The 13,421-nt window shown below is 53.9% G+C and carries 14 protein-coding genes; all 14 read right to left on the reverse strand.

Annotated features, from left to right (window positions below):
* Positions 1–72: 72 nt before the first annotated feature.
* Positions 73–1,146, reverse strand: coding sequence for a hypothetical protein (locus tag VE954_RS10970; protein ID WP_324952599.1), 1,074 nt, complete (start codon positions 1,144–1,146; stop codon positions 73–75).
* The gene (locus VE954_RS10975; protein WP_324952601.1) at positions 1,094–1,369 is read right to left on the reverse strand and encodes a hypothetical protein; all 276 of its coding nucleotides are present in this window, start codon (positions 1,367–1,369) and stop codon (positions 1,094–1,096) included. The genes VE954_RS10970 and VE954_RS10975 overlap by 53 nt, the downstream gene beginning before the upstream one ends.
* A 2-nt stretch (positions 1,370–1,371) precedes the next feature.
* The gene (locus VE954_RS10980) at positions 1,372–1,995 is read right to left on the reverse strand and encodes a formyltransferase family protein (RefSeq protein WP_324952603.1); all 624 of its coding nucleotides are present in this window, start codon (positions 1,993–1,995) and stop codon (positions 1,372–1,374) included.
* Positions 1,995–2,945, reverse strand: coding sequence for a methionyl-tRNA formyltransferase (gene fmt / locus VE954_RS10985; protein WP_324952605.1), 951 nt, complete (start codon positions 2,943–2,945; stop codon positions 1,995–1,997). The genes VE954_RS10980 and fmt overlap by 1 nt, the downstream gene beginning before the upstream one ends.
* Before the next feature lie 72 nt (positions 2,946–3,017).
* On the reverse strand, positions 3,018–3,782 hold the full coding sequence (locus tag VE954_RS10990) for a MotE family protein (protein ID WP_324952607.1): 765 nt from the start codon (positions 3,780–3,782) through the stop codon (positions 3,018–3,020).
* A 3-nt stretch (positions 3,783–3,785) separates the two neighbouring features.
* A complete protein-coding gene (locus VE954_RS10995; RefSeq protein ID WP_324952609.1) occupies positions 3,786–4,241 on the reverse strand; it encodes a hypothetical protein in 456 nt (151 codons plus the stop codon).
* Positions 4,242–4,255: 14 nt separating this feature from the next.
* Positions 4,256–5,614 carry a FliI/YscN family ATPase gene (locus tag VE954_RS11000; RefSeq protein ID WP_324952611.1) on the reverse strand — a complete coding sequence of 453 codons (1,359 nt, stop codon included), beginning with the start codon at positions 5,612–5,614 and terminating at the stop codon, positions 4,256–4,258.
* Positions 5,614–6,837, reverse strand: a complete 1,224-nt coding sequence (locus VE954_RS11005; RefSeq protein ID WP_324952613.1) for a FliH/SctL family protein — start codon at positions 6,835–6,837, stop codon at positions 5,614–5,616. Before VE954_RS11005 ends, VE954_RS11000 begins: the two co-directional genes overlap by 1 nt.
* A gap of 9 nt (positions 6,838–6,846) precedes the next feature.
* Complete coding sequence (gene fliF / locus VE954_RS11010; protein ID WP_324952615.1) at positions 6,847–8,466, reverse strand: flagellar basal-body MS-ring/collar protein FliF; 1,620 nt, start codon at positions 8,464–8,466, stop codon at positions 6,847–6,849.
* A gap of 19 nt (positions 8,467–8,485) precedes the next feature.
* Positions 8,486–8,818 carry a flagellar hook-basal body complex protein FliE gene (fliE, locus tag VE954_RS11015; RefSeq protein ID WP_324952617.1) on the reverse strand — a complete coding sequence of 111 codons (333 nt, stop codon included), beginning with the start codon at positions 8,816–8,818 and terminating at the stop codon, positions 8,486–8,488.
* A 15-nt stretch (positions 8,819–8,833) separates the two neighbouring features.
* Positions 8,834–9,277: a flagellar basal body rod protein FlgC gene (gene flgC, locus VE954_RS11020; RefSeq protein WP_324952619.1), complete on the reverse strand. Its 444-nt coding sequence runs from the start codon at positions 9,275–9,277 to the stop codon at positions 8,834–8,836.
* Complete coding sequence (flgB, locus tag VE954_RS11025; protein ID WP_324952621.1) at positions 9,274–9,711, reverse strand: flagellar basal body rod protein FlgB; 438 nt, start codon at positions 9,709–9,711, stop codon at positions 9,274–9,276. Before flgB ends, flgC begins: the two co-directional genes overlap by 4 nt.
* Complete coding sequence (locus VE954_RS11030; protein ID WP_324952623.1) at positions 9,708–10,835, reverse strand: sigma-54 dependent transcriptional regulator; 1,128 nt, start codon at positions 10,833–10,835, stop codon at positions 9,708–9,710. The genes flgB and VE954_RS11030 overlap by 4 nt, the downstream gene beginning before the upstream one ends.
* A 9-nt stretch (positions 10,836–10,844) precedes the next feature.
* Entirely contained in the window at positions 10,845–13,181 is a 2,337-nt protein-coding gene (locus tag VE954_RS11035) for a tetratricopeptide repeat protein (protein ID WP_324952625.1), read from the reverse strand.
* Positions 13,182–13,421: the final 240 nt, after the last annotated feature.

Here is a 13,421-nt window from a genome sequence, read left to right on the forward strand (position 1 = left end):
ATAGTTTACCACACTCAGAGGTGCTTCCCGGGAGTGGGATCCTCTGCGTGCGAACAGTGGAAGGGAAAGATATTATTTTTTCGTGTTTACTAAGTCTTCAGGTGCGAAATACAAACCGCCCATGGGAGAATCCTGCTCGGGATCCATGCCGGGGAAAATGTAGTTGCAGCGCAGCCCGGTCTTGCCCGCGGCGAGCCAGCCCAGTTTGATCAAGGCCTCGCCGCGACTGAGGCAGCGCTTTTGCAGATCACTCGTGGGTTCCTGCTTCTCAATGACTTCGCGCAGCAGTATGCCGGTTCCTTCTTTGGTCAGAAGACTGCCGATGTAAGCGATGCTCTTTACGTTTAAGGCTTCGTTGAGTTTTTTTACCAGTTCCGCTTGCGATACGATACCATTTCGAGCGTCAAGAATTTGTCGCTGGCGGGGATAGATCAAAAGATCTTCACCGGCGAGAAGCTTATGAGCGACATCAAGAGCAAAGTAAGCGGGAATCTTCTGATCAGCTTTGAACGCCGTTTCGGCTTTTTGCACCCAGGCCTCGGCGTCTTCCCCTTGCTGAGTCCATTGCTGAAGGCGCAAAGCCGTGGCGTACATGCGGCCCTTGTCAGGCGCGACAGCGATCATCATGCGGCCCAATTCGTTCTGTCCCATAATCTGGAGCCAGACCATATACTGCGTTTCATAACCATTCTGCACGATGATCGAAGCGCCGCTGGCGTCGGGACACGAATCCAAAATCGCTTTGTGGGCTTCGGGTGTGGTAATCCGCCAAACGCGGAAGACCGAAAACTGCCAGGGCAAATCATAGCGATTTTTCAAAATCATTTTGATCTTTTCACCAAGGTCCTTGGTTCGCTTTGCCCTTGGATGAAAAAAACCTTCGATCCTGCTCCATTGATCCGTGCGAACAGCATCCAGCCATTCGTTTAGAAAATTATGAAGAAGGATTTCCTGCGTTTGAAGGGCGACAGCGGGGCCTTTTGATATCAGTTCACACTGTGGCGACCGGGGCGGAGGCGGAGGGGCTTTGGTGGTGGCGAGCGAGGGGCTGCTGGAAAGGAGCCCCAATAGCCCGCAAAGAGGCATGAAATAACTATTTCGCCGCGCAACTCCCACAACCCGAACTTTTTCCAGAAACTTCAACAAGCTCCCAACTCCCGAATTCGGCGTTGATCAGATCGAGCGCATCTTCAAGAAATTCCTGCTCAACAGTGAATAATTCTTTCATGAGATGGGTTTCCAAACAATAGGCATTGTAGGTGAAGATATTTTCATCCGGATTGAAAATCAGACTGACACCAGCCTGCCGATCCTCAAAGCGATAGACTTTTTCCATATAATTTTGATCATTCAGTGACTCGGTTCGCATGTTCAGGCCTCCATCGTAAAAATGGTTCCGTCGGCCAAGGGTAGCGAACCTCGGCACAATCGATCAAGTACTTCCGGGTAAAGCTTGCATTCACTGGCAAAAACCTTGGCAGCGATGGCATCAGGATCCGCCAATCCCACGACCGGAACTCTGATTTGAGCGATAATCGAACCTTCGTCATAGTGTTCGTTCACAAAGTGAATGCTGGCTCCCGACACCGCGTCCTTGTTCTCATGAACGGCGCGATGCACATGCATTCCATACATGCCTTTGCCACCGTATTGGGGCAGCAGGGCCGGGTGAATATTGATCACCCTATTTTCAAAGCCGGGAATGCTGGGGAAAGGCTTGAGAAAACCGCCAAGAGCGACCCAGTCCATGCGCTCATCCTGGAGCCAAAGCCCAAGGTCTCGCGCCAGCGTGGGCGATGCATGTTTCCCAAAGGTCGCGGCGAACACTGGCAGGTCCAGTTCATGAGCGATCTCCACCCCCGTGCAATCCTCGCGTGAGCTGATCACACCGGCGATACGATAGGCCCTGTGGGATTGCTGGGCGATCAGATTTCGCAAGGTACGGCCACCACCGGACAAGGCTAAAGCGACGCGTTTAGGTTGGAATGAGGCCATTATTGAAATCTCCCCTCATCCTTAAGCCGTGCGCCATTCCAAAAGGACAAAGCGTCCACGGACTTGGAGCCGGCGGGTTTAAGTTGTCGAACCCAAATCGGGTGAGTCCCGGTTCCTACTAAAAGTGCCTTATTTTTGCGATCCAGACGGAAAATTCCAGGGTTCAGGCTGGGAACGCCCGGCTCAGCCTGCTCCATATCTTCGATCACCACGCGAGCATCCTGCCAAAAGCAGAAGGAGCCCGGCCAAGGCTTATAAGCGCGAAATTCATTCACAAGTTTATCCACAGGTTGTCCCCAGTTGATCTGGCCATCTGTCTTGGCGATCTTCTTACAGAATGTGACAAGCTCGGGGTCCTGTGGGGTGCCACTAAATACGGGGTCGCGCAGTTTGTCCAGGGCCTGCAGAAGCAAAGGTCCACTTGCGGCAAAAAGGCGAGCCGTGAGATTGGCCGCATACTCCCGAGGCTCAATCGTGAATTTTTGCTGAAGAATGATATTGCCGGCATCCAACGCCTTGACCGTAAACAGAACGGTCACGGCCGTTTCCGATAGTCCATCCAGCAAGGCTGCCGGCACGGGTGTCGCACCGCGATAAGCAGGCAAGGCCGAAGGATGAATATTAATGGTGGCGCGCTTGGGAATTTTTAGAAAATTGTCGCTGAGAATTTGTCCGTAAGCAGCTGTGACGATGACATCAGGTTCGGCTTGCTCAAGGATATTCAGAAAATCAGCATCCCTGGCTTTTTCCGGCTGCCAAACCGTCAGTCCTTGTTCCTTGGCAAAAGCCGCCACAGGAGGATCGGTCAAAACCTGCTTGCGCCCAGCCGGTCGAGCGGGTTGACTCACCACGCCCAGAAGTTCATCGGTCGCGCTGCTCCGGCAATGCTCGATTAAAGTCCGCAGCGGACTCACGACTTCTTCGGGTGAACCCATGAATATAATTTTCATTTGAACCTCGCGAGTCGAGTGGCGATGGGCTGCAAATATGCCACGGACAGCGCGAGGGGACAAGGAAAGAGTTCAGGGCACGTTTTTAGGCAGGCCTTTGCATTCCTGAAATTGGCCGCGCAAGGCGACGTTGATTTCCTTCAGGAGTTCGTACTCCTTCGCGGATTTGATGCGACCGTAGTATTCAGAAAGTTCCACGGACCGATCCGCATTCATCAGCGCAAGGATCTGCGTGGTCTGCTTTTGGGGAAAGCGATTGAAGAGGGAGACGACCAGATCCTTATCGAGTTTCTCGAACACGGCAGCCGCTTTTTTGGCTTCCATTTTTTGATAGAACTCCACAAGTTTGTCGAGACGTTCGCCCTGCAGCTGCTTTTCCTTTTGAATGGTTTGCTGAAAGAACATCATCTCGTCTTCCAGCTTTTTGATTTTTTCATCGACCGACTTTTCCAAGCCCTTGAGCTGCTCTTCGCGGGTCCCCAGGATATGGATGCGATTTTCAATCTGACTCTGCTTACGCTCCAGCATGGTGAAATAACGACCCATTTCATCCTTATCCATGCCTTCGGTGCTGATCTTGGGCAGATTGAGAAGGTCATCCAGGAATCCACGTCGCTTTTTTTCCACAGCATCCGGCTCGTTCGACGTCAGGGGTGCCAGCACCGGCTCGGGATTGTCGGCAGGGGCCGCGGCTTTTTCCGTCTGACCCCAGAGCGGGCGGTCACCAAAGCTCAGGATTTTGCTATCACCGAGCATGATATAGCTGATGACAGCCACCTTGAGAACAATGATGGAAGGGATGCTATAGCGTGTTAAAAGATGAGCGGAGGTTGACATGGCTCACTCCCAGTCCTTGCGCCGGTTCATGGTAATAGCAAACTCATCGAGCTGCTTTTGCTCCTGAATCTTCATATGCTTCGTATGCTGCTCACCATAGCGTTCATCCAGGTGTTCCAGCATCTTCATCTTCTTCTGGGCCTCGGCGACCATCATGAACTGACGGCGCTCCTCCTCTTCGACAGCGCGCAGAGCCATCAGGCGCTGATACCACTGCGCCTTTGCGAAGTCCACGCCTTGCTCCAAGGCGGGCAGCATCTTGCGCTCCGGGCTTTGCCTCTCGCGATTCAGTTTATCCACGCCTTCAATATACGTTCTCTGCGATTGCATCAAAGCCTGTGCGGCTTCCTCACGCTTGAGCTTGATCTGATTGAGCCGCATGGTTTCCTGATCGAGCTGCAGCTTGCGTATTTTGATCAGAGGCTGAATCTTTTGAGTTTTCTGCTTGGGACTCGGCATTCACGTTTTCCTTATCAACCTCGATGGGACATACCCGACAGGACCCGCCGCAGACCGTTCATCGCATCTTCCATCCGGGTCGCCTCATGAATACCCTGTTTCAGGAAGGCTTCCATCAGCGGCATGATACGCAGAGCCTCATCGAGTTTCGGGTTGGTGCCCGGATGATAAGCGCCGATCTGGATCATATCCAGACTGCTGTTATAAACACCCAGCAGTTCGCGAAAATAATTGGCCTGCTGCCAGTGCGTTTGCGGCACGATATCGTTCATCACACGACTGGCGCTCGATGTGACATCAATCGCCGGGAAGTGCCCCTTCATGGCGAGGTCACGGGTCAAGTTGATGTGACCGTCAAGAATGGAACGGGCGGCATCGGCGATCGGGTCATTGAAATCATCTCCATCCACCAGCACGGTATAAAGTCCGCTGATGGGGCCGCGACCTTTGGCCTGCGGTCCGGCGCGCTCGAGTAGTTTCGGCAACAGGGAAAACACCGAAGGCGTGTAACCCTTGGTTGTCGGTGGTTCGCCGACCGCGTTGCCAATTTCCCTTTGGGCCATGGCCACGCGAGTCAGACTATCCACCATCAGCATCACGCGCTTACCTTGCGATGAAAAGAATTCAGCGATCGTTTGCGCGAGTTTAGCTCCACGGATACGCATCAGGGGTGACTGGTCACCGGTGACGATGACCACCACCGAGCGGCGGAGACCTTCAGGACCGAGATCGCGTTCGATAAATTCACGGACCTCGCGACCACGTTCACCGATGAGCGCGATGACGTTGACATCGGCTTCACTGTGTTTGGCGATCATGCCCATCAGCACCGATTTACCCACACCAGAGCCGGCACTGATCCCAATGCGCTGGCCTTCGCCAAAGGTCAGGAGAGCATCCATGGCCCGAATGCCAAGGCTAAGCGGCCGTTCGATGCGCGCGCGTTCAATAGGGTTCGGCGCCGCCTGATCGATATCAAACATTTCGCAGGATTCAGAAGCCACCATCGCACCGCCATCGAGGCGATTCATAAAGGGGTCGATCACATGCCCGAGCAGATACTCGCCCACCGGCACCTGGGTAAAGGATCGCACCGATTGAATGGTCGAACCAGGCGAGACACCGTTCAAATGCGAATAGGGCAGGAGCAGAACGCGCTCACGCCGGAACCCAACGACCTCGGCAATGATGGGATCCTTGCGATCGGTGGCCTTGATGCTGACGATGGATCCCATGTGACAGCCAGGAAGGGTGGCTTCAATCAGGGTACCGACAACTTCAGCCACCTTGCCTTGAAAAGACCAGGGAATGGATTGGAAGCTGGCTTTCAGACTGCCAGCATCCAGACGCCGCAGATTGCGCAAATCTTGCATTAACCCGCCTTTTCCTTGGTTTCAAAGAGTTGGATATCGGCCTGATCCAAAAGGTCACGAATGATTTTAGGCAGATCTCCATCGATCACCGCATGCTTGCCTTCGACCCTGAAGTGATCATTCTGCAGCTTGTCATCCACCCGTAGTCGACGGCGCATCTCCGGGTTGGACCATTTGCACAGATCCTGGAAAGACTGAGGGCTGACATGAATCATGAACTCATCTTCCGGCAACGCATCGGCAATGGCCCGTTCAATCACGGCGCCGAAGGATTCCGGGTTGACCTTGAATTCACGGTGCAGAAGGGCTTCCAGAAAACTCTGGCAGATCATCAGAAAGTTATCCTGCACATTGGTCAGAATCGATTTCTGCATGCCCTGAAGGTTGTCCATGATATTGGCCAGCTCTTCAGTGATGGAATGGATTTTATCCTGGGCGCTCAAGGTCCCTTTTTCCTCACCCTGCTGAAAGCCTTGCTGATAACCTTCCGCCCTGGCTTCGGCGCGCAGACGATCGCGTTCCTCTTCACTGAGGCGCACGGCCTCCACTTTCGTCATTTGATTTTCCGGATTGGAAACTTCGCGCGTCGGGACATAGGGCATAAAATCATCAGCATCCATTTGGGCCTGATGCGCCGGGGTTTCCGGTGCCGTGGGCGCAGGCGGCATACGACTGTCCTTCGCCCGTGCTGGAGCCGGTGCTGGAGTCGGGGCGGCCTTGGGTTCAGGGGCCGAAGCTTTCACAGGCATGGCCTGTGGGAAAAGGTTGACCGGTGATTTGGTTTCCTTTTGATCCTTTTTCTGCTCGGGCGCGGTGGTCTCCATGACCTTGAATTTGGCTTTTTTGAAATCAATCTTTTTTTCGATGAGCAGGCTGGTCACATCGAGTTCGAATTCCTCTTCCTCTTCCAGTCGATGATGGCGGTTGGCCATCCGCTTTTTCTGCTTCTTCCACTCTTCCGTGAAGTCAAGCGGACGGATGACAGGTCGGGATTCATGGGGAAAGCTCATATTGATTTCATAGGAGTCCCGCACACCTTCCGCCAGGTCTTCTTCCGAATGAAGCTTATTATGGATGATATTGGCATTGGCATTATCATGATAGGTCACCGGCTTGTCGCAGATTTCCATCAGATTGAATTCGTTGATATTCATCACCTTGCGCACGGGATCATCCTTTTTGATGAAACGCCCGTGGCTGCGATTATTGGCCTGATTCAGCATGCGTTAACCTCAATGAGCCGATTGATGGGGATTCAGAAGGATACGCAAAGCTTCGGTTGTCCTGCCCGGTTCATGCTTGGCCAGATAAAGAATCTGTTCCTGAGGCGACAGCTTTTCAAACGGTACATCCTCTTTCACCTGCACGTTCTGAATACTGCCCATCTCCAGATCCGGTTTGAATTCCTCGACGATCTCTTCCTTGCGCTTACGCTCGGGATCGTAGGACAGCCAGCGGAAGTACGGACGCACGATGAAGGCAAAGAAGAAGACCAGAGCCAGGGCGATGACCGAGGAAACGACCAGAGTGGAAATGTATTTCCGGTTCTCCTGCTTCTTCTCTTTGATGGCCTGCACCTGAGTAGCCGCCAGTTCAAACATCAGGTTATGAACTTTGACCTCGTCACGGCCGTCTTTGAAGCCGATGGCGGATTTCACAAGGTCTTCAATTTTGCGCATTTCGTCGGGGGTACGGGCTTGAAACTCAGGAGCCGTCCCATCGGAAGGGTAGATCTGCGTTCCATCGACGATGACAGCCGCTGATATGCGTTTGATGTTACCCACCGGCAGGACCTTGTGCCTTTTGGTCTTGGAGACTTCATAGTTCACGCGCTCACTGGCCCGCTTGCTCTTGGTTGAGTTGGAATTGATCGCCAGATCCTCCTGCTCGCCAGGTACGTTGGACTTGGCGCCGGGGATACCGGTTGGATTCAAGCCGTTGCCGGCCATTTCCTGATTGTTGACGTTGGATGAAATGACCACGACCTTATCAGGATCGATGTCGTTGATGGTCTGTTCTTCACGGGTGAAGTCGACGTCCACATCAACCTTGGCATCCACCCGGTCCTGACCCACAATGCGGCCGACCAGGGTTTTAATTTTGCCGGTCATCTCGCCTTCAATGGTCCGGCGGTAGGAGGTCATCTCCTGGGTGAGCTTGGTCGTGGGATCATCGGATTCAATCCGGGTCAGCATTTTGCCTTCCTGGTTGATGATCGTGACCTTTTCCGGTTTCATGCCTTCCACGGAACGGGACACGAGATGCGTTATACCGCGAATCTGTCTGGCGTTCGGTTCCTTGCCACGCTGCGACTTGATATAGATGGCGGCGGTCGGTTCCTGGTCATCTTCCTGGAAGAGCGCCTTCTTCGGCATCACGATATGCACGCGGGCTGAGGTAATGCCGTCGATCGAACTGATGGTTCGCGCCAGCTCGCCCTGAATGGCCCGCAGGCGGTTGATGTTCTGTTCAAATTCGGTTCGCGTAAAATCCTGGTCATCGAATTTTTCCCAGCCGATCATGCCTCGGGTCGGGAGTCCTTCTTCGGCCAGTTTCAAACGCAAGGGCATCACCGACTCCGCAGGAACCTTGATCCCCTTGTCGTCGATGATGAAGTTTTTAACGCCCTGCTTGCGCAGCTCGGACGCGATTTCGTTGTTATCCTGTTCCGAAAGGTTCGGATAGAGGTAAGCCGTCTCACCCTGTTCGCCCACGAAGAGCAAGGACACAAGGCCACCGATCAGCAGTGCAACGATCGCCATGACGGCGATTTTTTTAGGGCCATTCAGCGATTGCCAAAAGCCCCCTAGACGTTGACTGAGGTTCCTGAAAAATTCATTCATTCTTTCCATGGTCACCCCTCAACAGCTATTAAACAGGCATCCGCATAACTTCCTGATAGGCTTCCAGGGCCTTGTTTCGCACCTGGACCATCAGGTTAAAGGACAGTTCGGCTTGAGACGCCGCGAGCATGGTTTCATGGATATTGGTATCCTTGCCGTTGGCCAGATCTGTGGCCTTTTTATCAGACGACAGTTGACTCTGGTTCACTTCCTCGACGGCATTCTTCAGATGATCCATGAAGCTGGTCTTCGACTGCTGATCTTCAGGGCCCGCGCTTTCAAATTTCTTTTGCGCTTTGAGGTCGCGCAGCTCGCCCAGGATCTCAGAGCCGAAGCGCAGCGATGAGGAAATTTTTTGCATCGCTTACAACTCCTGTTAGACGCGACCGACTTCAATGGCAGTATTCGCCATGCTCTTCGAGGCATTGAGAGCCGTGGTATTGGCTTCAAAAGCCCGGGTCGCCGCGATCATGTTGACCATTTCGCTCATGACCTGGATGTTGGGCATGGCCACATAGCCTTCCGCATTCGCATCGGGATGAGTCGGGTCCAGCACCATACGGGGGGCCTTGGTGTCCTGATGAATGTCGACAACCTGCACCTTTTTTACCTGCGTGCCCATATCTTCATCCAAAAACCCTTCAAAGGGATTGCCGCTGGCTGGATTCGCCGCGAACACCACATCTTCACGCTTGTAAGGACCACCTTCCGGTGTCCGTGTGGTGTTGGCGTTGGCAAGGTTCGCTGACAGCACGTTCATGCGAATGCGCTGAGCAGCCAAGCCTGATGAACTAATATTCATGGCCTGAAAGAAACTCATACCTGACCTCCGTTGGCGATGGCATATTTCAGAGTCGCCAATTTCTTGTTGATCAATTCCACTGTGGCTTTGTAGAGGATCTGGTTTTGTGCCATATCCGCCATTTCCTTATCGACGTCCACAGTGTTGCCGTCCTGCCCGACGCTCTCGGTGGGACGCACATAGACTTCAGCCTGAAGGGTGCCATCGGCTTCCACCAGATCACTGCGAAAGTGCCTGGGGTCAGCCGCTTTCATGGGAACGACTTCCTCGTCGCCGCCAGCCAGAGCTTGAAGCTGCTCTTCAAAGTCAAATCCGATGGCCCGGTAACCCGGTGTTTCGGAGTTGGCAATGTTGCCGTTCAGGACGTGCTGCCGTTCCAGACGCAGATCCAACGCAGCCATCTTCAGCTGGTCCGATCGCGTGAACATGCCACCAATCAAGCTGCTGCTCATAGTGCTTTTCCTGATGCAGGCTGGGGCACTTCCAGACCTTCGAGGTTGAACTCGTTGATCTTGTTGCGTAGGGTTCTGAGGCTGATGCCCAGAGTCTTCGCGGAATGAGTACGGTTGCCGTTATGGGTGCGGAGGGTTTCCAGAATGAACTGGGTTTCCACTTCCTGCATCTTGCGGCCGATAGGCAGATGCTTGACCCATTCCAGATCTTCATCAACCTTCTTTTGTTCCAGCACGAATTCCTTGGCGGTGATCGTGTTGCCGGAAGCCATCAGAACAGCGCGCTGAATCACGTTCTGGAGTTCGCGCACGTTGCCGGGCCAGGTGTACTTCAGAATCTTTTGCATCGCATCCGCGGTCAGCGTCGCGGCTTCGCCTTTGAACTGGGTGCTGAAGGCCTTGAGGAAGTGACGGGTCAAAACCTCAACATCCTTGGGGCGCTCGCGCAAAGGAGGAATTTCCAAATGAATCACATACAGGCGATAGAAGAGGTCCTGACGGAAGCGACCATCTTTCACCGAGCGGGTGATATCGCGGTTGGTCGTCGCGATAATGCGGGTGTTGACCTTGATGGGGCCGTTGCCGCCGATACGCTCGATTTCCTGCTCCTGCAGAGCGCGCAGAAGTTTGGCCTGCAGATTTTGATCGGTTTCGGTCACTTCGTCCAGCAGGAGCGTGCCGCCGGTGGCCTGCTCGAACTTGCCGATGTGCTGCTGATGCGCGCCGGTGAACGCACCCTTTTCGAAACCAAAGAGCTCGCTTTCCAGAAGATTGGGAGGCAGAGCCGCGCAGTTGATGGCAACAAAGGGGTCAGCCTTGCGATTGCTGCTCGAATGAATCATGCGAGCAATCACTTCCTTGCCGGTTCCGGATTCGCCGGTGATCAGCACAGGAACGTTGGCGTCGGCGATCTGCTTGATGATTTCACGAATGCGCAGCATTTTTTCATCGGCAAAGATGAAATTGGCCTGAGGCGCTGGCACGGCAGCGGGCTTCTGCTGCTGTTGCTGCTGCTGCTTCTCGCGACTCTGTTTGTCTTTCATGTAATTGAGGTAGTCCGTGGAACTTACCTTGGGTTCCTCAACGTCATGAGCGATCGCACCATTGTTGCTTTTCATGTTCATCAGAGACTCCTATCTTTGGATTTGCTCCAAACGCTTCTTAGCAAGTTCGGCATACAACAGGTTGTTGCCGTCATCGGCGGCTTGTTTGAAGGCAGCCATGGCTTCGTCCCGGCGGCCTGATCGATAGAGCAGGAGTCCGCCTTTGTAAAGAGCCTCAGCGCGGCCTTCCCACTGGTTGTTTTCAGTTCCGGTCTGTGTGTAGAGTCGGCCGGCCTCCAGGTAATCGTTGTTGCGACGGAATTCTTCCGCCAGAGCGGTGAGTTCGTTGGTCCAGACCCTCAGAGCATCCTTGTCAGGCGGCGCTGATTTGAGGTTGATCTTGCGCAAGAGCTGCTTGGCGGCCTGGCGTTCAGGATCCATGCTGAGCTGCTCAAAGCGTTTGCTGAGATCCGCAAACAGATAAATCATGCGGGCAGTGGGTTGGCCTTCCGCGCGACTGCCTCCCACGGCGGCACCAGCGGTGGGAGTTTCCGTGGCCAGTTTCTGATTCCAGGTTTCGAGAAGGATTCGGGGCGAAGTCCGGACCAACTGAGGGGCCGTGAGATTCGCTTCCAGATCAGCCTTGATTTCGGCATGGATGGTGGTCTTTTCTTCGGCTGTCAGAGTCTTCCAGCTTTCCCAGGCATTACGATCCGAGGTTTGAAGGCCCTTGTTCAATCGATCCAGAGTGTCCTTGCCCGACTTGCGCGCGGTCTCGTTATCAAGGCCCTTCATGGAAGCCTGCATATGCCAGAACCAGGCGCGGAACTGATCGGGTTTGCTATCGGTGGTCCGAGCTGCATTTTCATAGTAGGGCAGGGACGCGACAGGCTGCTTCATGCGGCGGTAGGATTCAGCCGCGGCCCAGCTCACGGACGTGGCTTTTCTCAGCTCGTCAGCGCTTTTCGGCAGGCTTTCCACGACCGACACGACATCCGCATATTCCTGAGCCTTGAGATGCTTATCGATGCTCGTCAGGATACTGGCTTCGCAGCGCTTCATCAGGAGAGGACGGAAGGGCTCGGTGGCTTTGCCTTTGTAACGTTCGAAATACTCGCCAGCGATTTTGGCTGTTTCTGCATTCCAGACTTCAGATTTCAAACGATTGGCCAGGATAATGCTGTCGATCAGGAAGGCGGTGCGTGGGCTATCCGAACCCGCGCGACTTTCTTCGAGCCGCATCATGATGTTGGGACCGACAACCGGTGGTTCCGCAAAGTGCGGCATGAGTTTTTGAATGGCAGCCACTTCAATCTGCCAGTAGGCGCGGCGCAGTGCGGCCAGTGCTGTCAGGCTGTGATTATCACGGGTCGGGATGGCTTCCAGACTCTTGCTGAGGTTGGCCATGTCCTGGGCCTTGCCTTGCTGAATCGCGCGAATGGATTTGATATCGAGGCGGCGCATGGCTCCGAAAGACGACAGAGGGCTATCGGGATGCTTCTGCTGCAGACTTTCATAGTAGCCATCAGCCAGCGTCAGGTTACCTTGGCCCAGATGAATTTCGGCCAGTTTCCAGATGTGTTCCGCACCGCGATCGAACACCGTGGGATCCTGATGCAGGACTTTTTGATAAGCGATCAGCGCGCGATTTTCGTGGCCGAAGTCAAAGAGCTGACCCGCATACTGAGCCATCGCGTCAGTCGAGGTCATGGCCTTGCCGGCGTTCTGCTTGATCCAGCCCTCATAGCTTTTGCCGGTTTTGAAGGTCGCAATCTGGATGCGATAGATATAAGGCGGATAGGTTTTCCAGGACTGGCCCAGGCCACCTGCCGTATCATTCAGTTTGACCACCAGTTCCTGAGGTGTGCGAATGGCCTCAGGTTGCGGCTGAAGGAGACGTCTTTTACCAGCTGGTTCGGCCAGAGCGCTGCCGGTTTCAGCAGCGGGCACAGACCCTGGGGCTGTTTCAGCCAAAGTCGGACGATCATCATCCGCGGAGCCCTGAGCCACCGGCACCAAAGGAAGTCCAGTGGTGGGATCGTGGGTTTCCTTATAGTCCGCATCAAAGAAGTCGACGGTGATGCGGAAGGGTTCATGGAAACTATTGACCATCACGCGGACCGAATCATCGCGCAGGATCAGTTTAACTTCGGTGCCCTGGCCGCCCTGGTCCTTGAAGAAAACCCGACGAACGACAGTTTCATCATAATGAAAGACCGGTTCCAGTTCGCTGGTATGGGTGCCTTGAATTTCCAGAACCAAAGCCCGCTCGCTCGGTTCATAGCGATAGGTAAAGACGCGTTCATCAGGAAAAGGCACCACGATTTGACTGTAACGCTGCTTCCCATACAACTGCTGCCCGCTGCTGCTCAGCAAGCTGAGAGCCATAAGCAAAAGCAATCGTGATGCAGCAAACAGCGTGCGCATAGTGGAGAAGCCTCTTGATGGTATTGTTAGCAAGGCTTGGATTGCAACCGCCGTGCCATAATTTAAGGGTGGCAAATCATTATCTAAAACTTGACGGCGCCAAGAACCCGTCATTGGGCGAGCTTTGCCGGAGTCAAAGGCCTGACGATCACATGCCTTTGTGTCATGTCTTTGACTTGCCCTGGCTTTGGTAGTATGGATAAATGTTCTAGTGAATGGACCTTTCCCGCTGATGAGGAC

Origin of the sequence: Oligoflexus sp., assembly GCF_035638955.1 — a bacterium.
Taxonomy (GTDB): Bacteria; Bdellovibrionota_B; Oligoflexia; order Oligoflexales; family Oligoflexaceae; genus Oligoflexus.